Annotated in this window: 19 protein-coding genes; 14 read left to right on the forward strand and 5 right to left on the reverse strand. The window is 71.6% G+C overall.

Annotated elements, in window-relative coordinates:
• A complete protein-coding gene (locus Aiant_RS22600) occupies positions 1-387 on the forward strand; it encodes an Rv3654c family TadE-like protein (RefSeq protein WP_189334533.1) in 387 nt (128 codons plus the stop codon).
• Here the strand turns inward: Aiant_RS22600 and Aiant_RS22605 are convergent.
• Positions 372-3,092 carry a DEAD/DEAH box helicase gene (locus Aiant_RS22605; RefSeq protein WP_425322609.1) on the reverse strand — a complete coding sequence of 907 codons (2,721 nt, stop codon included), beginning with the start codon at positions 3,090-3,092 and terminating at the stop codon, positions 372-374. The two genes, Aiant_RS22600 and Aiant_RS22605, sit on opposite strands and share 16 nt — an antisense overlap.
• Positions 3,093-3,244: 152 nt before the next feature.
• Between Aiant_RS22605 and Aiant_RS22610 the strand changes: the two genes are divergently transcribed.
• From Aiant_RS22610 to topA, 6 genes are all read left to right on the forward strand, one after another.
• Positions 3,245-3,601, forward strand: a complete 357-nt coding sequence (locus Aiant_RS22610; protein WP_185038879.1) for an STAS domain-containing protein — start codon at positions 3,245-3,247, stop codon at positions 3,599-3,601.
• Complete coding sequence (locus Aiant_RS22615; protein ID WP_189334535.1) at positions 3,598-4,038, forward strand: ATP-binding protein; 441 nt, start codon at positions 3,598-3,600, stop codon at positions 4,036-4,038. Before Aiant_RS22610 ends, Aiant_RS22615 begins: the two co-directional genes overlap by 4 nt.
• Positions 4,039-4,528: 490 nt before the next feature.
• A complete protein-coding gene (locus Aiant_RS22620) occupies positions 4,529-6,949 on the forward strand; it encodes a sodium-translocating pyrophosphatase (protein ID WP_189334536.1) in 2,421 nt (806 codons plus the stop codon).
• An 89-nt stretch (positions 6,950-7,038) separates the two neighbouring features.
• Positions 7,039-7,557 (forward strand): hypothetical protein, encoded by a 519-nt coding sequence (locus Aiant_RS22625; RefSeq protein ID WP_189334537.1) that lies wholly within the window; start codon positions 7,039-7,041, stop codon positions 7,555-7,557.
• On the forward strand, positions 7,554-8,300 hold the full coding sequence (locus Aiant_RS22630) for a hypothetical protein (protein WP_189334538.1): 747 nt from the start codon (positions 7,554-7,556) through the stop codon (positions 8,298-8,300). The genes Aiant_RS22625 and Aiant_RS22630 overlap by 4 nt, the downstream gene beginning before the upstream one ends.
• 235 nt (positions 8,301-8,535) lie before the next feature.
• Entirely contained in the window at positions 8,536-11,322 is a 2,787-nt protein-coding gene (gene topA / locus Aiant_RS22635) for a type I DNA topoisomerase (RefSeq protein WP_189334539.1), read from the forward strand.
• Between the two features lies 1 nt (position 11,323).
• Here topA and Aiant_RS22640 read toward each other — a convergent pair whose 3' ends face one another.
• Positions 11,324-12,622 (reverse strand): D-arabinono-1,4-lactone oxidase, encoded by a 1,299-nt coding sequence (locus Aiant_RS22640; RefSeq protein WP_189334540.1) that lies wholly within the window; start codon positions 12,620-12,622, stop codon positions 11,324-11,326.
• 149 nt (positions 12,623-12,771) lie between these two features.
• On the opposite strand from Aiant_RS22640, the gene Aiant_RS22645 reads away from it, so the two are divergent.
• Positions 12,772-13,401, forward strand: a complete 630-nt coding sequence (locus Aiant_RS22645; protein WP_189334541.1) for a TetR/AcrR family transcriptional regulator — start codon at positions 12,772-12,774, stop codon at positions 13,399-13,401.
• 16 nt (positions 13,402-13,417) lie between these two features.
• Here Aiant_RS22645 and Aiant_RS22650 read toward each other — a convergent pair whose 3' ends face one another.
• Positions 13,418-14,623, reverse strand: a complete 1,206-nt coding sequence (locus tag Aiant_RS22650) for an amino acid deaminase/aldolase (RefSeq protein ID WP_189334542.1) — start codon at positions 14,621-14,623, stop codon at positions 13,418-13,420.
• Between the two features lie 206 nt (positions 14,624-14,829).
• Here Aiant_RS22650 and tmk point away from each other — a divergent pair, with 206 nt between their 5' ends.
• Positions 14,830-16,845: a dTMP kinase gene (tmk, locus tag Aiant_RS22655; protein ID WP_425322708.1), complete on the forward strand. Its 2,016-nt coding sequence runs from the start codon at positions 14,830-14,832 to the stop codon at positions 16,843-16,845.
• On the opposite strand, the gene Aiant_RS22660 is transcribed toward tmk, so the two are convergent.
• On the reverse strand, positions 16,835-18,055 hold the full coding sequence (locus Aiant_RS22660; protein WP_189334543.1) for an SGNH/GDSL hydrolase family protein: 1,221 nt from the start codon (positions 18,053-18,055) through the stop codon (positions 16,835-16,837). The genes tmk and Aiant_RS22660 overlap by 11 nt on opposite strands.
• Before the next feature lie 197 nt (positions 18,056-18,252).
• Here Aiant_RS22660 and Aiant_RS22665 point away from each other — a divergent pair, with 197 nt between their 5' ends.
• Positions 18,253-19,299 (forward strand): endo-1,4-beta-xylanase, encoded by a 1,047-nt coding sequence (locus tag Aiant_RS22665; RefSeq protein WP_189334544.1) that lies wholly within the window; start codon positions 18,253-18,255, stop codon positions 19,297-19,299.
• 66 nt (positions 19,300-19,365) lie between these two features.
• Here the strand turns inward: Aiant_RS22665 and Aiant_RS22670 are convergent, their stop codons facing one another.
• On the reverse strand, positions 19,366-20,565 hold the full coding sequence (locus Aiant_RS22670; protein WP_189334545.1) for a DNA polymerase III subunit delta': 1,200 nt from the start codon (positions 20,563-20,565) through the stop codon (positions 19,366-19,368).
• Positions 20,566-20,831: 266 nt separating this feature from the next.
• Between Aiant_RS22670 and Aiant_RS22675 the strand changes: the two genes are divergently transcribed.
• From Aiant_RS22675 to Aiant_RS22690, 4 genes are all read left to right on the forward strand, one after another.
• A complete protein-coding gene (locus Aiant_RS22675) occupies positions 20,832-21,158 on the forward strand; it encodes a YbaB/EbfC family DNA-binding protein (protein ID WP_189334546.1) in 327 nt (108 codons plus the stop codon).
• Position 21,159: 1 nt separating this feature from the next.
• Positions 21,160-21,456 carry a hypothetical protein gene (locus Aiant_RS22680; RefSeq protein ID WP_189334547.1) on the forward strand — a complete coding sequence of 99 codons (297 nt, stop codon included), beginning with the start codon at positions 21,160-21,162 and terminating at the stop codon, positions 21,454-21,456.
• Positions 21,456-22,121, forward strand: coding sequence for a hypothetical protein (locus tag Aiant_RS22685; RefSeq protein WP_189334548.1), 666 nt, complete (start codon positions 21,456-21,458; stop codon positions 22,119-22,121). Before Aiant_RS22680 ends, Aiant_RS22685 begins: the two co-directional genes overlap by 1 nt.
• Before the next feature lie 70 nt (positions 22,122-22,191).
• Positions 22,192-22,710 (forward strand): pyridoxamine 5'-phosphate oxidase family protein, encoded by a 519-nt coding sequence (locus tag Aiant_RS22690; protein WP_189334549.1) that lies wholly within the window; start codon positions 22,192-22,194, stop codon positions 22,708-22,710.
• Positions 22,711-22,728 lie beyond the last annotated feature (18 nt).

Raw genomic sequence — 22,728 nt, forward strand, 5'->3', positions numbered from 1 at the left:
ATGCCGGGCACAGTGCGGGTGGATCCTCCGGACGATCCGGAGGCGGCGGATCGGGGAGCGGCGTCCATCTTCGTGCTGGCGGTGGGGTTGGCCCTGATCCTGGCCGGGCTCGCCGGGGCGATGGTGGCGTCGGCGCGGCTCGCGCGGCACACCGCGCGCAACGCCGCGGACCTGGCGGCACTGGCCGCGGCCGGGCGCACGATCGAGGGGGCCGGGCCGGCCTGCGCGGCGGCCGGGCGGTACGCCGCGGCGAACGGCGCCCGCGTGACGTCGTGCGAGGTCACCGGCTTGGAGGTGGTGGTGCGGACCGAGGTGACGGTCCGGTCGCTGCCGGTCACCGCGACGGCGGCGGCCCGTGCCGGGCCGGTCGCTTACTCGGGCTCGTGAGGCAGTGCGGCCAGGACCGTGTCGAGGACCCGGACGGCGCCCGGCTTGTCGAGCGGATTGTTGCCGTTGCCGCACTTCGGGGACTGGACGCAGGACGGGCAGCCGGCCTCGCAGCCGCACGCCGCGATCGCATCCCGGGTGGCCCGCAGCCACTCCGCCGCGGTGGCGTAGGCCCGCTCGGCGAAACCGGCGCCGCCCGGATGCCCGTCGTAGACGAAGACGGTCGGCGCCTCGGTGTCCGGGTGGTTGGCGGTGGACAGGCCGCCGATGTCCCAGCGGTCGCAGGTGGCCATCAGCGGGAGCAGGCCGATCCCGGCGTGCTCGGCGGCGTGCAGGGCGCCGGGCACGTCGGCCGGTTCCACCCCGGCCGCGGCCAGGGCCCGCGGGGAGACGGTGAACCAGACGGCTACGGTACGCAATTCGCGCACCGGCAGGTCCAGTGGCTTGGTGTCGAGCACCTCGCCGCTGCCCAGCCGGCGTCGCTGGTACGACACCACCTGGCTGGTCACGTCCACCTCGCCGAGGAACAGGCCGACCGGGCCGGCGTCGACGTACGACCGCACCTCCACCACCGACACGTCGGTCACGTCCCGGGCGTGCGTCGTCCAGTCCGGCTCCTCCTGGTGCACCAGGGCGACGGCGTCCTCCAGGTCGAGCTCGTCCACCACGTACGAGACGCCCTGGTGCAGGTAGACCGCGCCGTCGTGCAGCATCACGTGCGACGAGCCCTGGTCGACGGTGCCGAGCAGCCGCCCGGTCGCCGCCTCGACGACCGAGACCGGCGCGCCGCCGGTGCCGCGCAGGTCGACGTCCGGACGGCCACGTTCGGTCCAGTACCAGCCGGACGGCCGCCGTCGCAGCGCGCCGGCCCGGACCAGCGCCTCGATCGTGGCCCGGGCCGGTTCCCCGCCGAAGAGCTCCAGGTCGGCCTCGGTGAGGGGCGCCTCGGAGGCGGCGCAGCACAGTTGCGGGCCGAGGACGTACGGGTTGGCCGGGTCGAGCACGGTGGCCTCGACGGGCCGGCCGAACAGCGCCTCCGGGTGATGCACGAGGTACGTGTCGAGCGGGTCGTCCCGGGCGATCAGCACGGCGAGCGCCTCGCCGCCGGCCCGGCCCGCCCGGCCGGCCTGCTGCCAGAGGGACGCCCGGGTGCCGGGCCAGCCGCAGATCAGCACGGCGTCCAGGCCGGCCAGGTCGACGCCGAGTTCGAGGGCGTTGGTCGAGGCGAGGCCGAGCAGTTCGCCGGAGAGCAGGGCCTGTTCGATGGCGCGCCGGTCCTCGCGCAGGTAGCCACCCCGGTACGCGGCGACGCGGGTGCCGAGGCCGGGCACGGCCTCGTCCAGGGAGCGGCGGGCCATGGTGGCGACGACCTCGGCGCCGCGGCGGGAGCGGATGAAGGCGAGGGTGCGGGTGCCGGCCACGACCGCGTCGGCGAGCAGGTCCGCGGTCTCCCGCAGCGCCGACCGCCGCACCGGCACCTCCGCGAAGCCGGCGATCGCCGGACCGGTGCCCGGTCCGGAAGCGAGGCCGGCGTGCGCGGGGCCGGAGTCCGGTCCGGAGGCGAGGGCGGCGTGCGCGGGACCGGCGGCTGGCGTGGAGGCGAGGGCGGCGTGTGCGGGGCCGGCGGCCGGTCCGGGGGCGAGGGCGGCGTGTGCGGGACCGGAGTCCGGTCCGGAGGCGAGGCCGGCGTGCGCGGGACGGGCGGCTGGCGCGAAGGCGAGGGCGGCGTGTGCGGGACTGGTGCGCGGTCCGGAGGCGGGGGCGGCGTGTGCGGGACCGGTGCCAGGTCCGGAGGCGAGGCCGGCGTGTGCGGGACCGGCGGCCGGCGCGGAGGAGGTGGGCGCGGAGGAGGTGGGCGCGGAGAAGGTGGGGCCGGACGCGGCGGGATCGAACGCAGGTGGGAGCAGCGGCGGCTCCCAGAGGGCGAAGGTCACCGCACCCCGCGGCGACGCGTCCTCGGTCACGGCGGTGACCGGGGCGCCGACCAGCCGGGTGGCACTCCCGGCCGGATCGCCGGAGGTGGCCGAGGCCAGGACGAACGTGGGCGCGCCGCGATACCGGGTGGCGACCCGCCGCAACCGGCGCAGCACGTGTGCCACGTGCGAGCCGAAAACGCCCCGGTACGCGTGACACTCGTCGATCACCACGAAACTGAGCCGGCGGAAGAACGTGGCCCACCGATCGTGCCGGGGCAGCAGCGAGTGGTGCAGCATGTCCGGATTGGTGAGGATGAACCGGGCGTGCTGCCGGATCCACTCGCGCTCCTCACGCGGGGTGTCACCGTCCAGGGTGGCCGGGCGGACGTCGTCCAGGCCGAGGCGGGCCAGGCTGCGCAGCTGGTCGGCGGCGAGGGCCTTGGTCGGGGCCAGGTAGAGGACGGTGGCCCGGGGATCCTCGGCCAGCGCGGTGAGGGCCGGCAACTGGTAGGCCAGGGACTTGCCGGAAGCGGTTCCGGTGGCCAGCACCACATGCGTACCCTGCCGGGCGAGGGTGGCCGCGGTCACCTGGTGCTCCCACGGCGCGGCGATCCCCTGCCCGACGAGCGCCGCACGAAGATCGTCGTCGATCCAGGAGGGCCAGGCCGCGACTCGGCCGGCGCGGGCGGTGACGTGCTCCACGTGCGTGATCGGGGACTGCTCGGCGCTGCTGGTCCGTGCTCGCAGGTGGTGCAGCAGCTCGGCGGGGCCGTAGGCGGTGGCAGTCACGCCAAGCACTCTGACACCATCAAGCGGCGCTCCCCAAACTCAGGACCGGGCCGGCTTGCCGTCCGCCTCAAACGGGTAGGACGGTGGGTGCCACGCGTCGCCCGATGCCGGTCGGTGGTTAGATTCGCGGGGGAGATCAGGGAGGAGGACCGATGGAGCTGTCGCTGGCGACCCGGACCGTCGCCGACCACACGGTGCTCGAAGTCGGTGGCGAGGTGGACGTTTACACCGCTCCCCGGCTGCGCGAGCGCCTGATCGAGCTGGTCGACGCCGGTGCCCGGGACGTGGTGGTCGACCTGGAGCGGGTCGAGTTCCTCGACTCCACCGGTCTCGGCGTGCTGGTCGGCGCGCTCAAGCGACTACGCACCGCGCAGGGCACCTTCGGCCTGGTCTGTGCCAAGGAGCCACTTCTCAAGATCTTCCGGATCACCGCGCTGGACCAGGTCTTCCCGATCTTCCCCACGGTCGAGGCCGCCACCGAACGCGACGGCAGCGGTCCCGCTTCGTGATGGCTACGGTTCGGCTGTCCTTCTCGCCGGCGCCGGTGCACGTTCGCACCGCCCGGTTGGTCGGTGTCGCGGTGGCCCGGCGGGCCGGGGTCGACGAGGCGCTGCTGGACGAGGTGCGCCTGGCGATCGGCGAGGCGTGCACCCGGGCAGTCGCCCTGCACCGGCAGTACGGGCTGGCCGACCTGGTCACGGTGGAGATGTCCGACTCGGGCTCGTACACCGTCCGGGTCATCGACCACGCCCCGATCGAGGCCAGCATCGGTCTCACCAAGCTTCCCCCGGACGAGCTGGCCGCCGAGTCGCTCACCGAGGACGATCTCACCACCGGCGTCGGTTTCGCCCTGCTCGCGGGCTTCGTCGACGACCTCCAGGTCCGCCCGGTCGATGACGGCCCCGGCACCGAGGTCCGCATGGTCTGGCCGGTCACCCGCCGCTGAGCGGGGCACCCGGTTTTTGATCTCCGGAACCACCCACGGGCAATGAAGGGTGGGCTGATCGCTCTGGACGCGCCAGCGGCCAGATCAGGCCGCCCGGCCCGCGCGGGAGCATGCGGTCCGCACCCGAGCGGACGCGCGCATCCAAAGACCTTGAAGTTGATCTGAGGCGTGGCAAACGGACGATCCGCCGGCCCGCACCTATCCTCAATTACGACATTCCGGATATTTCTGGTGGCGGATCGCGATAAGCCGCCGACCAGCAAAAAGATCAACGAACCCGGATACCCGCTGAGTTGAGTGCTAACACAGCGGTAAACATCACCGCGACACGGCCGGGTCGCCATGTGACGATCGCCACGCCGGACCTATACAGTACGCGAGTTATCAGCTACTGCTGGTCCCGCGTCCGCGGGTCCGGTCGATCGTTAGCAAGCGCCCGGAGGTCTCGTCCACCATCTCGGGTGCGGTCGGTGTGTGTAGGAGGACATTGATGTCCGGGACCTCGGTAAACCTCGCCGCCGAAGGTGGCGGAGTGTCCCTGAGCGGATCCAACGTCACATTCGTCATCGTCGCGCTGGTGTTCGCCCTGATCGCCTTGGGCTTCGCCGCGATGTTCGTCCAGTCGGTGCTGCGCACCGGCCGGGGCACCAAGAACATGCAGGAGATCGCCGGCGCCGTGCAGGAAGGCGCGTCGGCATACCTGTTCCGGCAGTTCAAGACGCTCGCCGTGTTCGTGGTGATCGCGGTCGTGCTGCTGTTCCTGTTGCCGGTGCACGACACCGACAACGAGACCTGGGTGAAGATCGGCCGATCACTGTTCTTCGTGGTCGGAGCGGTGTTCAGCTCATTCATCGGTGGCGCCGGCATGGCGCTGGCGACGCGGGCCAACCTGCGGGTCGCCGCGGCGGCCGGGGAGTCCGGCGGCCGCGAGACCGCGATGGGGATCGCGTTCCGCACCGGTGGCGTGGTCGGTTTCCTCACCGTCGGCCTGGGCCTGTTCGGCGGCGCCCTGGTGGTGCTGATCTTCAACAGTGACGCGCCGACCGTGCTGGAGGGCTTCGGCTTCGGCGCCGCCCTGCTCGCGATGTTCATGCGGGTCGGCGGCGGCATCTTCACCAAGGCCGCGGATGTCGGCGCCGACCTGGTCGGCAAGGTGGAGCAGCACATTCCGGAGGACGACCCGCGCAACGCCGCGACGATCGCCGACAACGTCGGTGACAACGTCGGCGACTGTGCCGGCATGGCCGCCGACCTGTTCGAGTCGTACGCGGTGACCCTGGTCGCCGCCCTGATCCTGGGCCAGGCCGCGTTCGGCCAGGACGGCCTGATCTTCCCGCTGATCGTCTCGACGATCGGTGTGGTGATCGCGATCCTGGGTGTCTTCATCACCCGGCTGCGCCCGTCCGACCGCAACGGCCTGACCGCCATCAACCGGGCGTTCTACCTGTCCGCGGTGGTCTCCGCGATCGCCGTCGCGGTGGTCACCTTCCTCTACCTGCCGGACAGCTTCGCCGGGTTCGGCAACGCCGGCATCGCGCAGGACATCGTGGACAGCGGCCGGAACCCGCAGTTCGTGGCGATCGGCGCGGTCGTGATCGGCATCGTGCTGGCCGCCGCCATCCAGGCGCTGACCGGCTACTTCACCGAGACCAACCGGCGTCCGGTGCAGGACATCGGCAAGTCCTCGGCGACCGGCGCGGCCACCGTCGTGCTGGCCGGCATCAGTGTCGGCCTGGAGTCCGCGGTGTACTCGGCGCTGCTGATCGGCGCGGGCGTCTACGGCGCGTTCCTGCTCGGCGGCTCGTCGCTGACCCTGTCGCTGTTCGCGGTGGCGCTGGCCGGCACCGGCCTGCTCACCACGGTCGGCGTGATCGTGGCGATGGACACCTTCGGCCCGATCTCGGACAACGCGCAGGGCATCGCCGAGATGTCCGGTGACATCGACGAGCAGGGCGCGAAGATCCTGACCGAGCTCGACGCGGTGGGCAACACCACCAAGGCGATCACCAAGGGCATCGCGATCGCGACCGCGGTGCTGGCCGCGACCGCGCTGTTCGGCTCGTACACCAACAGCCTGGCCAGCTCGCTCGCCGACGCCGGGATCACCGACACGCAGGGCGAGATCTACCAGCTGCTGAACATCGCGAACCCGCGCAGCCTGGTCGGCCTGCTGATCGGCGCGGCGGTGGTGTTCCTCTTCTCCGGCCTGGCGATCAACGCGGTGTCCCGCTCGGCGGGCGCGGTGGTCATGGAGGTGCGCCGGCAGTTCCGCGAGCACCCCGGGATCATGGACCGTACCGAGCGGCCCGAGTACGGCCGCGTGGTCGACATCTGCACCCGGGACGCGCAGCGCGAGCTGCTCACCCCCGGTCTGCTGGCGATCATGGCCCCGATCGCGGTGGGCTTCGGGCTGGGCGCGGGCGCGCTGGCGGCGTACCTGGCCGGCGCGATCGGCGCGGGCACGCTGATGGCGGTCTTCCTGGCCAACTCCGGTGGCGCCTGGGACAACGCGAAGAAGCTGGTCGAGGACGGCGCGCACGGCGGCAAGGGCTCCGAGGCGCACTCCGCCACGGTCATCGGCGACACCGTCGGCGACCCGTTCAAGGACACCGCCGGTCCGGCGATCAACCCGCTGATCAAGGTGATGAACCTGGTCTCGCTGCTGATCGCGCCGGCCGTGGTGACCTGGAGCATCGGCACCGACGCGAACACCGGGCTGCGGGTGGCCATCGCGCTGGTCGCGGTGGCGATCGTGACCGCCTCGGTGGTCTGGAGCAAGCGCAAGCCGATCTCGATGGGCGAGGAGTCGGAGGCCTCGGCCGCCGGCGCCGCGGACACCGCCAAGGCGGCGCAGGACGCGCAGCACAACGACGCGACGGCGCAGTCGCGGATCAAGGACAACGTGGGCTGAGCCCCGCACCGTCCACAACGGGCACCCGGCGTCCGCCGGGTGCCCGTTCGCTTTCCCCGATTGTCCGACCCAGGCCGTACGCTGCTCCCATGCGCGCGGTCCGAATGATCTCCCTCGTGCTCGTGGTGTGGCTCGCCGGCTGTTCCTCCGGGCACGGAGCGCAGGCCTGGGCCTCCTCGGTGTGCACCGCCCTGTCACCCTGGCGCAGCGAGATCGGCACCCTGACCACCCGCACCCAGCAGCAGATGACCACCCGCACCACCCCCGGCCAGGCGAAAGAGAATCTTGCCCGGCTCTTCGACGGCGCCCGCGCGGCGAGCGAGAAGGCGCGTGCCGAGGTGGAGCGCGCCGGCGTGCCGGACGTCACCGACGGCGACAGGATCGCGGCCGCCTTCGTCGGCTCGCTGACCGGCATGCGGGATGCCTACGGGACCGCGCACGACGGCATCGAGGCCCTCCCCACCAGCCCGCCGAACACGTTCTACGACCAGGTGGCCAAGGTCGTCGAGCGGCTCGACCAGGAGTATGCGAAAAGTGGCCTGGACACCTCGAAACTCGATTCGGTCGAGCTTCGGCAGGCCTTCGAGTCGCTGCCCGAGTGCCGATGACGGAGACCGGGTGGCCGCTGATCCCGCGGGAGACGCTGCCGCCGCCGGTTCCGGTGGAGCGGCGGCCGCACCCGCGGGGTGTTCCGGGCCGTCCGGGTGGCCGTCAGCTGTCGATGTTCGGGGCGGAGACGACCGAGCCGTCGCCGGCCGATCTCGCCGGGTTGCTGGCCGGCCCGGGGCAGCTGGGCCGGATGGGCGGGACCGCCCGGGTGTCGGTGATCGTCGACGACGCGTGGCGGGTGCACGTGCTGGTCGCCGAGCTGGTCTCCCGAGGCCTGGCCGCGACCTGGACACCGGTGACGCAAGATCAAGATCCGCTTACGGTACGCCCGGAGCCGGACCCGGGTGACGAACTCGTCGAGGAGATCCCGGCCACTCCCGAGGAGCCGCCGCCTCCCCGCTTCGAGGTGCGCACCGCGTACTCCCGACGGTTGAACGCTCTCGCCACCGCCTGGCCGGCCGCCGCCGCACAGCTCTTTCTCTCCGGCCCACGCCTGCGCCTCTGGGTGGCGGCGACCGGTTACCCCCGGCCGGGCGGCTACCGCCTCGGCCTCGACCCGGCGAAAGACCCGCTCGCGGTGGACGCCGCGCTGGTCCGAGCCGGTCTGGCCGGCCGCGTCACCGACGACGGCCAGGGATACGTGATAGTCGGCCGCCGTCGCCTCACCCGCCTGGCCGAGCTGGTCGGCGAGCGCCCCGAGGCCGCCCCCGCGGAGTTCTGGCCAGGCGGCGCGGCTGCATGATCTTCGCGGAATGTGTCCGACATAACAGCGTCCTTCCGGTGTACGGTGTCGCGGTCGGACGCGTGCGGTGGCCGGACCGTTACCATCCGACTGCGGGGTTCCCCGGGAATGAGGGCTCGTCCGGCGCGTTACGTTGAACGTCTGCGCTCTGTCGCGGCTGTCGCCGAGGCCGGGCTGGGAACGCCGAGGGCCGGGCGGAGACGCCGAGGATCTCAACGAACGAACTGGGAGTGCCGTGCCGAGTGACGCCAGGACGACCCGTCTGGTCATCGTCGAGTCTCCGTCGAAGGCCAAGACGATCGCCGGTTATCTGGGTCCCGACTATCTCGTCGAGGCCTCCGTCGGCCACATCCGTGACCTGCCGAAGAACGCCGACGAGGTACCGGCCAAGTACAAGGGCCAGCCGTGGGCGCGGCTCGGCGTCGACGTCGACAACGGCTTCCAGGCCCTTTACGTGGTCTCCGACAGCCGCAAGCAGCAGGTGGCCAAGCTGCAGAAGCTGGCGAAAGAGGTGGACGAGATCTTCCTCGCCACCGATGAGGACCGCGAGGGCGAGGCCATCGCCTGGCACCTGATCGAAACGATCAAACCCAAGGTGCCGGTCAAGCGGATGGTCTTCCACGAGATCACCAAGCCCGCCATCCAGGCCGCCGTGGCCAACCCGCGCGACATCGACCGGTCCCTGGTCGACGCGCAGGAGGCCCGCCGCATCCTGGACCGGCTGTACGGCTACGAGGTCAGCCCGGTCCTGTGGAAGAAGGTGATGCGCGGCCTGTCGGCAGGCCGCGTGCAATCGGTCGCCACCCGGATCGTGGTCGAGCGGGAGCGGCAGCGGATGGCGTTCCGCTCCGCGGAGTACTGGGACATCCAGGCGCAGCTGGCGGTGCAGGGCACCGTCGAGGGGCCGCGCTCGTTCCAGGCCACGCTGATCGCGCTGGACGGCGACCGGATCGCCACCGGCAAGGACTTCGAGCCGACCACCGGGCAGCTCAAGCCGGGCGCGGCCGTGGTGCAGCTGGACGGCGCCGGCGCCCGCGGGCTGGCCGCCCGCCTGGAGGGCCGCTCGTTCGCCGTCACCCGGGTCGAGGAGAAGCCGTACCGGCGCCGGCCGTATGCGCCGTTCACCACCTCGACGCTGCAGCAGGAGGCGTCCCGCAAGCTGCGGTCCTCCTCGAAGCAGACGATGAGCACCGCGCAGAGCCTGTACGAAAAGGGCTACATCACCTATATGCGTACGGACTCGGTGAACCTCTCCGAGACCGCCATCGCCGCCGCCCGCCGTCAGATCGCCGAGCTGTACGGGGCGAACAACGTGCCGCCGCAACCCCGGCGGTACACCACCAAGGCGAAGAACGCGCAGGAGGCGCACGAGGCGATCCGCCCGGCCGGGGACAATTTCCGGACCCCGGGCGAGGTCGCCAAGGAGCTGACCACCGCCGAGTTCAAGCTCTACGAGCTGATCTGGCGCCGGACCATCGCCTCGCAGATGACCGACGCGGTCGGTAACTCGATCAGCGTCCGGATCCGCGCGGTCTCCACGGCGAACGAGGAGGCCGACTTCGCGGCCTCCGGCAAGACGATCACCGACCCGGGCTTCCTGCGGGCCTACGTGGAGTCGTCCGACGACGAGAACGCCGAGGCCGAGGACGCCGAGCGCCGCCTGCCCAACCTGGTGAAGGACCAGCCGCTGACCGCCGACGAGCTGAACGCGCTGGGCCACCACACCTCGCCGCCGCCCCGGTACACCGAGGCCTCGCTGGTCAAGGCGCTGGAGGAGCTGGGCATCGGCCGGCCGTCCACCTACTCGTCGATCATGCAGACCATCCAGGACCGCGGCTACGTGGAGAAACGTGGCCAGGCGATGATCCCGTCGTTCCTGGCGTTCGCGGTGATCGGCCTGCTGGAGGGGCACTACCCACGGCTGGTCGACTACAACTTCACCGCCGCGATGGAGGGCCAGCTCGACGACATCGCCGCCGGTGACGGCACCCAGCTGGACTTCCTGACGTCGTTCTACTTCGGCAGCCAGGCCAGCGGGGCGGACGAGGAGATCGCCCGGGCCGGCGGGCTGAAGAAGATGGTGACCGAGAACCTCAGCGCCATCGACGCGCGCGAGGTCAACTCGATCCCGCTCTTCACCGACGAGGAGAACCGGCAGGTCGTCGTCCGGGTCGGCAAGTTCGGGCCGTACCTGCAGCGCAAGGGGCCGACGCCGGAGGGCGCCGAGGAGCCGGCCGAGGACCGCGCGTCGATCCCGGAGGGCGTGGCCCCGGACGAGTTGACCCCGGAGAAGGTGGCCGAGCTCTTCCTGGCCGGCAACGGTGACCGGACGCTGGGCGAGGACCCGGCGACCGGCGAGCCGGTGCTGATCAAATCCGGTCGCTTCGGACCGTACGTGCAGTCCGGCGAGAGCAAGTCGTCGCTGTTCTCCACGCAGTCGCCGCAGACGCTCACCCTGGAGCAGGCGCTCCAGCTGCTGTCGCTGCCCCGGGTGGTCGGCAAGGACGCCGACGGCAACGAGATCATCGCGCGGAACGGCAAGTTCGGGCCGTTCATCCAGCGGGAGAAGGATTCGCGCTCGCTGGAGAGCGAGGACCGGCTGTTCACGGTCACCCTCGAGGAGGCCCTCGCCATGCTGGCCGCGCCGAAGGTGCGTGGGCAGCGCGGTGCGCCCAAGCCGCCGCTGCGCGACCTGGAGGGCGTCGACCCGGTCTCGGAGAAACCACTGCTGGTCAAGGACGGCCGCTTCGGGCCGTACGTGACCGACGGCGAGACGAACGTGACGCTGCGGCGTGGTCAGACGCCCGAGGAGCTGACCCTCGAGGAGGCGATCCAGATGATCGCCGAGAAGCGCGCGAAGGGTCCGGCCCCGAAGAAGAAGGCTGCCGCGAAGAAGGCCGCGCCGGCGAAGAAGGCCGCCGTCCCCGCCAAGAAGGCGGTGGCCAAGAAGGCCACGGCGACCAAGAAGGCCGCGCCGGTCAAGAAGGCCGCACCCCGCAAGGCTGCGGCCTCCACCGAGTGAGTCAGGCCCCCAAAACCCGGTCCAGGTATTCGTTGGTGAAGACCCGGGCCGGGTCGAGGCGGTCGCGCACGGCCAGGAAGTCGTCGAATTTCGGGTACGCCGGACGCAGGTCCGCCGCCGTCCGGTAGTGCAGCTTCCCCCAGTGCGGCCGCCCGCCCAGCGGCTCGCAGAGCGCTTCCAGGGCCTTGAAGTACTGCTCGTACGGGCTGCCGAGGAACTGGTGCACCGCGATGTAGGCGGACTCCCGCCCGTACCCGTGCGAGAGCCAGACGTCGTCCGGCCCGGTGAACCGCACCTCGACCGGGAACAGCACCTTGAACGGCAGCGACTCGATCAGCCGGGGCAGCGCGTCGATCACCTCGGGCAGCGCCTCGCGCGGGACCTCGTACTCCATCTCGGTGAACCGGACCCGGCGCGGGGTGCAGAACACCCGGTCGGACCGGTCGGTGTAGCTGCGGGCGCTCAGCGCGCGGGCGGCGAGCGCGTTCATGGTCGGCACCGCTCCCGGCCACTTCTGCCCGATTGTGCAGACACCTTGAAAAACCGTGTTCGACAGAAACTCGTCATCCAGCCAGCCGCGGAACCGGGGCAGCGGCCGGTCGTGCTCCGGCACCCGGTTGTTGACTTTCAGCTGAGCCCGGTCGGTGTACGGGTACCAGTAGAACTCCACGTGGTCATTTGCCGGGATCCACTCCTCGATGCCGGCCAGCACGTCGGCCAGTGCCATCGGCTTCTCGTCGGCAAGTAGGGTGAACGCCGGCACGCAGCGCAGCGTCACCTCGACCAGCACTCCGAGCGCACCCAGACCGGCGCGCACGGCGGGGAACTCGGGGGAGTCCAGGTCGTACCGTTCAATCTTGCCCTCGGCCGTGACCAGGGTGACCGCCTCGACGCAGGAGGCCAGCGTGGCGTGCTTGATCCCGGTGCCGTGGGTCGCCGTGGAGATCGCGCCGGCCACCGTCTGCACGTCGATGTCGCCCAGGTTGGGCATGGCCAGCCCGTGCCGGGCCAGCAGCGCGTTCAGTGTGGACAGCTGCATCCCGGCCTGCACGGTGACCAGCGGGCCGTCCACCGAGATCAGCTGGTTCAGCCGGTGCACGAACATCCGCCGGTCGTCGGCGACCGCGATGGCGGTGAACGAGTGCCCGCTGCCGACCGTCTTGATCCGGCGTCCGGCCTCGGCGGAGGCCGTGACCATGGCCGCCACCTCGTCGATGCTTCCCGGCGTGAGCACCTCGGCGACGGACTCCTGGTTGCGTCCCCAGTTGGTCCACCGGCGGGAGTTAACGGGTGTAGTCATTCCGGCTTTTGTCCTCCGTCCGAGCGGACACCAGCACCTGGCGTCCCGTCGATGCGCCTCGCTCGTTGATCCGAGTAACGTTCGATTTATCTCTGGAATTTATTCACGACTCGTGGATGAATTTCACTGCTGAGAGGGAGTGGCGACGCGTGTCGACACCAACCGTCAGCACCGGACCGCTGCGGCGGGTTCCGGTGCAGGGCAGAAGCGTTGCCCGGGTTCAACGCATGCTCGACGCCTGCGCCGAGCTCGTGGACGAGGTCGGCTATGAGGGCCTGACCACGACGCTGCTGGCCGAGCGAGCCGAGGTCGCCATCGGCTCGGTCTATCAGTTCTTCCCGGACAAGCGGGCCATCGTGCAGGCCCTCGCGCTGCGCAACATGGATGCCTACTTGCAGAGCCTCTCCGACCGCTTCGCGGCGGAGACGTTCACCCACTGGTGGGACGCGGTGGACGCGGCCATAGACGGCTACATCCACATGCACCGCAGCGTCCCGGGTTTCCGCACGCTGCACTTCGGCGACGTCGTCGACCTGCACCTGCTGGACTCGGACCGGGACAACAACGCGGTCATCGCGGAGCGCCTGGCCGAGCTGCTCACCGACCAGTTCCGGCTGGTCGACCGGGCCCGGGTGCGGTTCGCCCTGCAAATCTCGGTGGAGGCCGCCGACGCGCTGATCAAGCTGGCGTTCCGGCGGGACCCGGCCGGCGACGAGGCGGTGCTGACCGAGGCGAAAGCGCTGATCCGGGAATATCTGCACCGGCACGTCCAGGCCTGATCCGGCGCTCGCCGGGTCAGCCCAGGAAGGCATGACCCTCTCCCCGGTACGTCGGGGCCGGCGTCGCGGTGTCGCCGTCGACCAGCTGGAGCTCGTTGACGTGTTCGCACATCTCGCCGGCCTTGGCGTGCCGGAACCACACCCGGTCGCCCGGGCGCAGCCGCTCGGCGGCCTCGCCCAGCAGCGGGGTCTGCACCTCGCCCGGCCCCTCGTCGTTCTTGAACGCCAGCCCCTCGGGCAGGTACGGCACCGGCAGCCGGGACGCCTCGGCGGGGCCGGAGGCGACCCAGCCGCCGCCCAGCACGGTCGCGATCCGCGGGGCCGGGCGGCGCACCACCGACAGCGCGAAGAACGCGGCGGGGGTGGGCTGCCAGTTGCGGTACGCGTCGAACAGGGTCGGGCCGTACAGGCCGGACCCGGCGGTGACCTCGGTGACCGACGGGTCGGCGCTGGTCGCGGCGACGCTGCCGGTGCCGCCGCCGTTGACGTACTCCAGATCGGCGTGTTCGCGGACCGCCTGGACCGCGGCCCCGCGCCGCCCCAGCAGCTCCGGAAGTGCCCGGCTCTGCATCAGCCGGATGGCGCGGCCGCGCAGCGCCCGGCCCGGCGGATCGTCGCCCACCCCGGCGATGTGCGCCTCGTACGACATCATCCCGACCAGCCGGAACCCGGGCCGGGCGGAGATCGCCCGGGCCAGCGCGCCGGCCTGGGCCGCGGAGTGCACCGGGGAGCGCCGGACGCCGACGTGCAGCGGACCGGCCGGTTTCCAGGAGGCGTCGAGATCCAGGCAGAGCCGGACGGTGGGGCGATCCTTGGGGGAGGAGACCTGGTCGACCAGGTCGAGCTGAGACGGGTGATCCACCATGATCGAGATGGCGGCGGCCAGCTTCTCGTCGCCGGCGAGTTCGGCCAGCGCGGTGCGGTCGGCGGTCGGGTACGCCACCAGCACGTCGTCGGTCACCCCGGTGCGGACCAGCCAGATCGCCTCGGGAAGCGTGTACGCCATCACGCCGTGCCACCCCGGCCGGGCCAGGACCCGCTCCAGCAGCGATCTGCACCGCACGGACTTGCTCGCCACCCGGATCGGCTTGCCCGCCGCGCGAGCGGTCAGCCGGTCCGCGTTGTCGTCGAACGCGGCCAGGTCGACCACAGCGAGCGGGGTCTCCAGGTGGTCGGTGGCCTTCTCCAGTCGGCGGCGCAGGGCGTTGCGGTCGGTGAGCACACGCGCACGCTATCCCGTCCCGGCGCAACGCGAAAGACATTCATCTCTGATTGACTCCATGGTGGGAACCCCCGGTCACCTGGTATCGCCGGATACAGTGCTGCGAGCAGTGACCACGGGGAGGTAGGGCCATCAACACGGAAAGCCGCCAGGAAACCGCGCCGGTCGACCTCTCCGGCGCGGCCGCACTGCGCTCCGTCCTCCGGATCCGCCCGTTCCGCCGCCTCTGGCTGGTGCTCGGCGCAGCCTCGTTCGGCGACTGGATCGGCCTGCTCGCCACCGGCCTGTTCGCCTCCGCGCAGTTCACCAACACGGCGGCGCAGGGCGCGGCGTTCGGCGGCACGATCGCCGTCCGCCTGCTGCCGGCGCTGCTGCTCGGCCCGATCGCCGGCGTCTTCGCCGACCGGTTCGACCGGCGCTACACGATGGTGATCACCGACCTGCTGCGGTTCGTGTTCTACGGCTCGATCCCGCTGGTCCCGCTGCTCGGCGGCTCGCCGGCACTGACCGTCACCTGGGCCACCATCGCCACCTTCATCGGCGAGACCATCACCCTGATCTGGATCCCGGCCAAGGAGGCCGCGGTTCCCAACCTGCTGCACCACAAGTCGCAGATCGAGGTGTCCAACCAGCTGACGCTGGTCACGACGTACGGGATCACCCCGATCCTGGCCGCGCTCAGCCTCTCCGCGCTCACCGCCGGCGTGCAGCACTCCGGCGTCTCGCTGCCCGACTGGGCGCAGCCGGTGCAACTCGCGCTCTACATGAACGCGCTGTCCCGGCTGGCCACCGCGCTCGTCGTGTTCTTCGGCATCAAGGAGATCGGCGGCAGGAGCGCCGAGCGCCAGCGGGACGCCGAGCAGAGCATGTTCAAGCAGTTCCTGGAGGGCTGGAAGTACATCGGCGGCACCCCGCTGGTCCGCGGCCTGGTGCTGGGCATCTTCGGCGCCTTCGCGGCCGGCGGCGTGGTGATCGGCGCGGCGCGTACCTACGCCACCTCGCTGGGCGCCGGTGAGGCCGCGTTCTACCTGCTCTTCGGCACCATCTTCCTGGGCCTGGCGGTCGGCATCGGGGTCGGCCCGATGATCGTCAAGGACCTGTCCCGGCGTCGCTGGTTCGGCATGAACATCGTGCTGGCCAGCGGCTCGGTGATGTTCCTCGGCCTGGCGTTCCACCTGTCCATGGCGCTGGTCGGCGCGCTGCTGGTCGGCGCCGGCGCGGGCATGGCGTTCCTGGCCGGCACCACCCTGCTCTACGGCGAGGTCGACGACGCGGTCCGCGGCCGGGTCTTCGCCGTGGTGCAGATCGGCGTCCGGATGGTGCTGCTGCTCGCCATCACCCTGGCCGGCCTGCTGGTCGGCCTGGGCAGCTCGCGGCAGGTCGACCTCGGCCCGCTCAGCTTCGCCGTCTCGTCCACCCGGGTGCTGCTGCTGGTGGCCGGCGCGATCGGGATCTGGGTGGGCATCGGCGCGTTCCGGCAGATGGACGACAAGCGGGGCGTGCCGATCCTGGCCGACCTGTTCGGGTCGGTCCGCGGGCGGCCGCTCACCCCGCCGGAGGAGTTCGTCCGCACCGGGCTGTTCGTGGTCTTCGAGGGCGGCGAGGGTGCCGGCAAGTCGACCCAGGTGACCCGGCTCGCCGACGCGCTGAAGGCGCAGGGGCGCGACGTCGTGGTGACCCGGGAGCCGGGCGCCACCGATATCGGGTCCCGGATCCGTGGGCTGGTGCTGAACAAGGAGCACGGGGAGGGGCCGTCGCCGCGGGCCGAGGCGCTGCTGTACGCCGCCGACCGGGCCCACCACGTGGCCACCGTGGTCCGGCCGGCGCTGGCCCGGGGCGCCGTGGTGATCAGCGACCGGTACGTGGACTCGTCGCTGGCGTACCAGGGCGCCGGTCGTACCCTGCCGGTCCAGGAGATCTCCTGGCTCTCCTCCTGGGCGACCGGCGGCCTCAAGCCGGACCTGGTCGTCCTGCTGGACGTGGATCCGAACGTCGGTCTGGGCCGGGTCAGTGCCCGGGGTGAGGGCACCGACCGGCTGGAGTCCGAGTCGAAGGCGTTCCACGACCGGGTCCGCTACGCCTTCCTCGACCTGGCCGCCGCCGACCCGAAGCGCTACCTGGTGCTGGACGCGGCGCGGCCGGCCGAGGAGATCGCCACCGCCGTCACCGGACGGCTCGCCGGGCTGCTTCCCGAGGCGGTCCCGGAGCCCTCTAGATCTTGAACAGTCGCAGCGGCACGGCGGCGGCCATCGCGGCCATCCCGGCGTCGTTCGGGTGCAGGTGGTCGCCGCTGTCGTAGGCGGGGTTCAAGCGCAGCGGGTCCGCGGGATCCCGCATCGCCGCGTCGAAGTCGATCACCGCGTCGTACTCCCCGGACGTCCGGATCCACCGGTTCAGCACCGACCGCTTCCGTTCGTTCTCGGCGCTGTAGAACCCGAGCGTGTCGTCCTTGAACGGCAGCACCGTCGCCCCGTAGGCGCGCAGCCCGGCCCGGTGCGCCCGGGCGATCAGCTGCCGGTGCGCGGTGATCAGATCGTCCGCCGAGACCACCTCGTCGAGCGGCGCGGACGTACCCGGGTGTCCGAGATCGTTCACCCCGAGCAGCACCACCAGGAACTCCGCGCCCGGCTGGGCGAGCACGTCCCGGTCGAAGCGCCGCAGCGCGCTCTGCCCGAAATACGCCGCGTAGCCGACCGCCGGGTTGCCGGCCGGCGGGTTCGGGTCGTGCAGCAGCCGGTTGCCGGAGACGCCGACGTTGGCCACCCCGCGGCTGTGGTGCAGGCGCGCGGCGAGCAGGTCCGGCCAGCGGTGGTTGGCGTTCGCCGCGGTGTTCGCGCCGTTGGTGATCGAGTCGCCGAGCGTCACGATCGCCCCGCCGGAGGCCCGCACGCTCACCCCGGAGAGGAACAGGTACTGCTGGATCGTCCGGACCGGCGTCACGGTCGGCGCCGCGGTCACGTTGCCGTCGGCGATCACGTTGTCCTGGAACGCGAACGCGGCCAGCGTGGTGACCGGCGTCCGCTCCGGCAGGTAGAGGCTGACCACCAGGTCGGCGCCGCCGGGCACGCGCAGGTCGACCGGGTCGCTGACGATCGGCGCGCCGGCCGGGACGGTGACCGACGTGTGCCGGCTGAAGGTGACCCGGCGGTCGATCGCGCCCAGCCGCACCCGCACCTCGCCGATCCGCAGCGGAGTCTCGCCGAACTCGTTGGTCAGCCGGACCCGGAGCCGGTCGCCGCCGACGCTGAGGTGCACGACGTGCCGCACGGTCTGATCGGTGAGGACCAGTGGGGCGGTGGGCGGGATGGTGGTCGGCACCGCGGCCCAGGTGGCGATCTCCCGGAGCGGGCTCGCCGCCGCGGGGCTCTCGGCGAGCGCGCCGGCGGCGGCCGCACCGGCCGTGAGAGCGAAGAGCTGGCGTCTGGTGGACATGGCACGCTCCGAAAGTTTCGGAAATATCCGGGACAGATCTTCGTAACGTAGAGCTGCCCATCTATGGCGTCAAGAGCGGAATATCGGCTACTGCGCCATCCGAATGCTCGGACGATCATCGATGGACACGGTTGACGCCCTGCAGCCATGGTGCATAACGTTTCGGCATGTCACCGTAACTTTCGGAGGCACTTCAGATGAGATTTGGACGCATCGCCGCGTTCCTCGCGGTCAGCCTGGCGGTGGCCGGGTCCACCCCGGCCAGCGCACACCCGGGGGCGGACGACGGGTCGCTGCGGGCCGCGGCGCGCGGGACCGACGTGCGCGTCGGCACCGCCGTCGACATGGCGGCGCTCGCCGCCGACGCTCCCTACAAGGCGGCGGTCGCCCGCGAGTTCGACACGGTCACCCCGGAGAACGTGATGAAGTGGGAGGTCGTCGAACCCCAGCCCGGGGTCTACGACTGGACCGCCGCTGACCAGCTCGTCGCGTTCGCCCAGAAGAACCGGCAGCTGGTCCGCGGGCACACCCTGGTCTGGCACAACCAGAACCCGTCCTGGCTGACCGAGGCGAACTACACCCCCGACCAGCTGCGCGCGCTGCTGCGCAAGCACATCCTCGACGAAGTCGGGCACTTCAAGGGCAAGGTCTGGGCCTGGGACGTGGCGAACGAGGTCTTCAACGAGGACGGCACGCTGCGCGACACCATCTGGCTGCGGGCGCTCGGGCCGGACTACATCGCCGACGCGTTCCGCTGGGCGCACCAGGCCGACCCGAAGGCGCTGCTGTTCCTCAACGACTACAACAACGAGGGCGTCAACGCCAAGAGCGACGCCTACTACGCGCTGGTCAAGCAGCTGCGGTCGCAGGGCGTGCCGGTGCACGGATACGGCATACAGGGGCACCTCGCGGTCCAGTACGGCTTCCCGGACACCGTCCTGGCCAACGTCCAGCGCTTCGACAAGCTCGGCCTGAAGACCGCGTTCACCGAGGTCGACGTCCGGATGCTGCTCCCCGCCGACACCGCGAAGGTGCAGGCCCAGGCCGAAGGCTTCAACCGCCTGCTGCGCGCGTGCCTGCTGGTGAAGCATTGTGTCTCGTACACGGTGTGGGGCTTCACCGACAAGTACTCCTGGGTCCCCGGCGTCTTCAGCGGTGAGGGCTCCGCCACCCTGACGGACGAGAACCTCCAGCCCAAGCCCGCTTACCACGCCCTGCGCGAAACGTTCCTCCTGGCCCACTGACCGGCCGAGACCAGGCTGCGCCGGCACCGTCCGCCGGCGCAGCCTCTCGCCGTCTCCTGCCGCGGGTCAGCCCCTCCAGAGGGAGAGCATCATGGCTTCGACGGCGATCTCGGGTTTCACGTTCTGGTTGATCGACTCTCGGCAGGCCAGGACGGCCTCCAGGCGACGGAGTGTGCTCTCCGGGGTCCACTTGCCGGCGGCGGCCTGTGACTGGGCGGCGACGTCGCCGTGCACCACCGCGACCGGAGCGCGGAGCGCGGTGATCAGCACATCGCGGTAGAAACCGGCCAGGTCGACCAGCGCCCGGTCGAGGGCATCGCGCTGGGCCCGGGTCGCTCGGGACTTCTGCCTTTTCTCCAGGTCCTTGATCTGGCCGGCGGCGCCGCGCATCGCGCCCGCCGCGCCGCGGCCGGTGCCGCCCGCACCGAGCGCCTGCTCCAGCGCCGAACGCTCGGCGGCATCCGGCTCCGCCACACTCGCGGCCGCCTCGGCCTTGGCCGCCGCGACCAGCGTCGCGGCCACGTCGAAGCAGGCGCCGACCCCGGTCAGCCGTTTCGGCACCGCCAGCACGGCCTCGCGCCGGGACCGGGCCTCCGAGTCGGCGGCGAGCAGCCGGGCGCGGGTGATGTCGCCCTGCGCCGCGGCGGCCGCCCAGGCCGCGGTGTCCGAGGGCATCGCGTCGCGCGCGACCAGTGCCGCGGCAACCGCGTCGGCCGGCGGCTGGCGCAGCGCCACCAGCCGGCATCGGGACCGGATCGTCACCGAGATGTCGTCCGGATGGGTGGACGGGGTGCAGAGCAGGAACACCGTCCGCGGCGGCGGCTCCTCGATCGCCTTGAGCAGCGCGTTGCCCGCCGCCTCGGTGAGCCGGTCGGCGTCCTCGATCACCACCACCTGCCACCGCCCGCCGGACGGCGCACTGGCTGCCCGCAGCACCAGCGCCCGCATCTCGCCGACGCCGATGGACAGCCCCTCCGGCACGACGAACCGCACGTCAGCGTGCGTCTTGCCGAGCACCGTGTGGCAGCCGTGGCACTCCCCGCAGCCGCTCCCGCCCCGCTCACACTGCAAAGCCGCCGCGAACGCCCGCGCCGCCAGCGACCGCCCGGCACCGGGCGGCCCGGTGAAGATCCAGGCATGCGTCATCGCCCCGCTGGCCACCGGCTCCCCGGCCACCACGCGCGCGGCCGCCCCGGCGGCCCGCCGCAGCGTCTCCACCGGCTCGTCCTGCCCGACCAGGTCCGAAAACACATCACCCGAACTCACCCGACGATGGTATTGCCCACCTCCGACAATCTCCCGGACCGCCTGTCCCCAGTCCGGCGCTCGGCCGAGAACCGATCCTCTCGGCGTCGTCCACCGGGAGGCGATCACGGCGGGATGTTGACGGAAAGTGATGATCCACAGGCTTCTCGGTGACCGTCTGTTCCGCTTCCGAAGTTATCCACAGAGGACAGCGTGAGGACCGGAAGGCCGGTAGATTCTCCTTTCGGAACGCGACGGTGGGATGACGCGTGGTGAGGAGCCGATCGATGGCCCGGGAGATCGACGAGGCGTGGATCGATGAGGCGATCGATCGGTACAAGCGCGTCGAGGGCCTGCGGGCGGACTTCGAACGGGCCGTGACCGCGCATCAGGTTTCGGTGCATTCGCCCGATCAGTCCATCGAGGTCGTCGTCACCGCGGCGGGGGACATCGTGGACGTCCGGGTGCACGGTGGCCTGCGCCAGAGAGATCAGATCGAGTTCTCCCGCCAGCTGAAAGCCGTCGTCACCAGCGCCACCGAGGCGGCCCGCTGGGCCCGGGAGAAGTTGCACGCCGAGGTTTTCGGATCGTTCCACACCCTGGAAGGCCGCTGACATGGACCGACTCGCCGACCGGATCGACCAGGCCGCCGCCGCGCTGGCCACCATGGACCGGCGGGCGTCCGATCTGCTGCCAGCCGGTGACGCGTTCGGTGCCGACGACACCGGGCGGCCCGGCCGGATCGGCCGCCGGTTGCACGAGGAGTGGACCACCGTGCTGCGGGCCCGGGCCGGTGAGGCAGCCGGACTCGCCCGGCAGGTGTCCGATCTGGCCCATGCGGTCCGGGCCGGTTCGCGCGACTATGCCGAGACCGACGCCGCGGTCCAGCACCGTTTCCTGCGAGGGCTCTGATGGACCGGCTCGATCACCTGCTGGAGGTCGCCGATGCGCTGCTGAGCCGGGTCGACGCGGTGCTGTCCGCGGTCGGCGCGCCGGCCGGGCACGACGTCTGGGCGCAGCTGAGGCGGGTTCGGCTGTTGCCGGGCGACGCGGCACGAGCGGTCGGCGCGCTGCGTCCGGCGGCGGTCGCCGAGGCGGTGCCGGAGCTGCGTGCCCAGGCACGTGCGTGCGCCGACACGGCCGACGCGTTGCCCCTGGCCGCCGACTGGACCGGTGCCGCCGCGGAGGCTTACGAGGCGGCCCGCCGCCACACCGCGGAGAGGCTCAACGTCGGCCCGCACAGTCTGTCCCGGCGCATGTCCGCAACCGCCGACTTCGCCGACGCCCTGGCCGACTGGATGACCCGCACCCGCCGCGATCTGGCCGTCAGCCTGGCCGGCGCGCTCACCTCGGCCCCGGCCCTCACCCTCACCGCCGGTCCCGCCGCGACCAGCGGAGTCGGCGGAGCCGGCTCGGCGGGCGAGACCGGTTCGGGCCGTGGTCTGCCCGGCCCCGACGAGGCCCGCGCCGCCGCCGACATCGCCGCGCTGGTGCTCGCCACCATCGCTGACAGCTACGACCGGGCCGAAGACCTCCTCGACGACACCACGCACCTCAAAGCCGCGCAGCCGGTGTGACCGCCGGGGCGGGCGGCCGGCCGGCTCAACGCGGTACGGACCGGCCACAGTCGACCGATATTGTCCAGCGATGGCGTTGAACAATCCGTGGCTGGTGGGGGACGCGCCGGATCGCCGGCTGCCGGCTGATCGGCTCGAGGAACGTATTCGCAATCTGCTGGCCAGTCAGAACATGTGCGTGCTGGCCACGAGCGGTCCGGACGGCCCGGCGGCCACCCCGGTGCGCTACTACTCGCTGGACCTCGCCGTCATGTTCACCGCCTCGCCCCGCTCGCCCAAGATGCGCAACCTCGCCGCCGATCCGCGAGTGTCGATCGGCCTCTTCGCGCCCCTGGTCGGGCTGGCCAGCAGCCGTGGCGCCCAGATCTTCGGCCGTGCCCGGGTGCTCGCCCCGGACGATCCGGAGCAGGTCCCCTTCTGGGAGGCGTTCCGCTGGGAGAACGAGCACGCCGAGCGCGGCCGTCCGCTCTCCGAGCCGCCGGCCGAGACGCTGGTCGTGGTCGAGCCGGATCGCATCGTCTACACCGAGCACTGGCTCCGCCGCGACGGCTTCGCGCCACGCCAGATTTGGCGCCGCCCCCAGCCCTGACCACTTTGTCCATGTTGT

The organism is Actinoplanes ianthinogenes, assembly GCF_018324205.1.
Classification (GTDB): Bacteria; Actinomycetota; Actinomycetes; order Mycobacteriales; family Micromonosporaceae; genus Actinoplanes; species Actinoplanes ianthinogenes.

What these genes read in the sequence shown, in the direction of transcription:
- Aiant_RS22600 (WP_189334533.1), top strand. Translation starts at nt 1, where the DNA reads ATGCCGGGCACAGTGCGGGTGGATCCTCCGGACGATCCGGAGGCGGCG.
- Aiant_RS22610 (WP_185038879.1), top strand. Translation starts at nt 3,245, where the DNA reads ATGGAGCTGTCGCTGGCGACCCGGACCGTCGCCGACCACACGGTGCTC.
- Aiant_RS22620 (WP_189334536.1), top strand. Translation starts at nt 4,529, where the DNA reads ATGTCCGGGACCTCGGTAAACCTCGCCGCCGAAGGTGGCGGAGTGTCC.
- Aiant_RS22625 (WP_189334537.1), top strand. Translation starts at nt 7,039, where the DNA reads ATGCGCGCGGTCCGAATGATCTCCCTCGTGCTCGTGGTGTGGCTCGCC.
- Aiant_RS22630 (WP_189334538.1), top strand. Translation starts at nt 7,554, where the DNA reads ATGACGGAGACCGGGTGGCCGCTGATCCCGCGGGAGACGCTGCCGCCG.
- Aiant_RS22640 (WP_189334540.1), bottom strand. Translation starts at nt 12,622, where the DNA reads ATGACTACACCCGTTAACTCCCGCCGGTGGACCAACTGGGGACGCAAC.
- Aiant_RS22660 (WP_189334543.1), bottom strand. Translation starts at nt 18,055, where the DNA reads ATGTCCACCAGACGCCAGCTCTTCGCTCTCACGGCCGGTGCGGCCGCC.
- Aiant_RS22665 (WP_189334544.1), top strand. Translation starts at nt 18,253, where the DNA reads ATGAGATTTGGACGCATCGCCGCGTTCCTCGCGGTCAGCCTGGCGGTG.
- Aiant_RS22675 (WP_189334546.1), top strand. Translation starts at nt 20,832, where the DNA reads ATGGCCCGGGAGATCGACGAGGCGTGGATCGATGAGGCGATCGATCGG.
- Aiant_RS22680 (WP_189334547.1), top strand. Translation starts at nt 21,160, where the DNA reads ATGGACCGACTCGCCGACCGGATCGACCAGGCCGCCGCCGCGCTGGCC.
- Aiant_RS22685 (WP_189334548.1), top strand. Translation starts at nt 21,456, where the DNA reads ATGGACCGGCTCGATCACCTGCTGGAGGTCGCCGATGCGCTGCTGAGC.
- Aiant_RS22690 (WP_189334549.1), top strand. Translation starts at nt 22,192, where the DNA reads ATGGCGTTGAACAATCCGTGGCTGGTGGGGGACGCGCCGGATCGCCGG.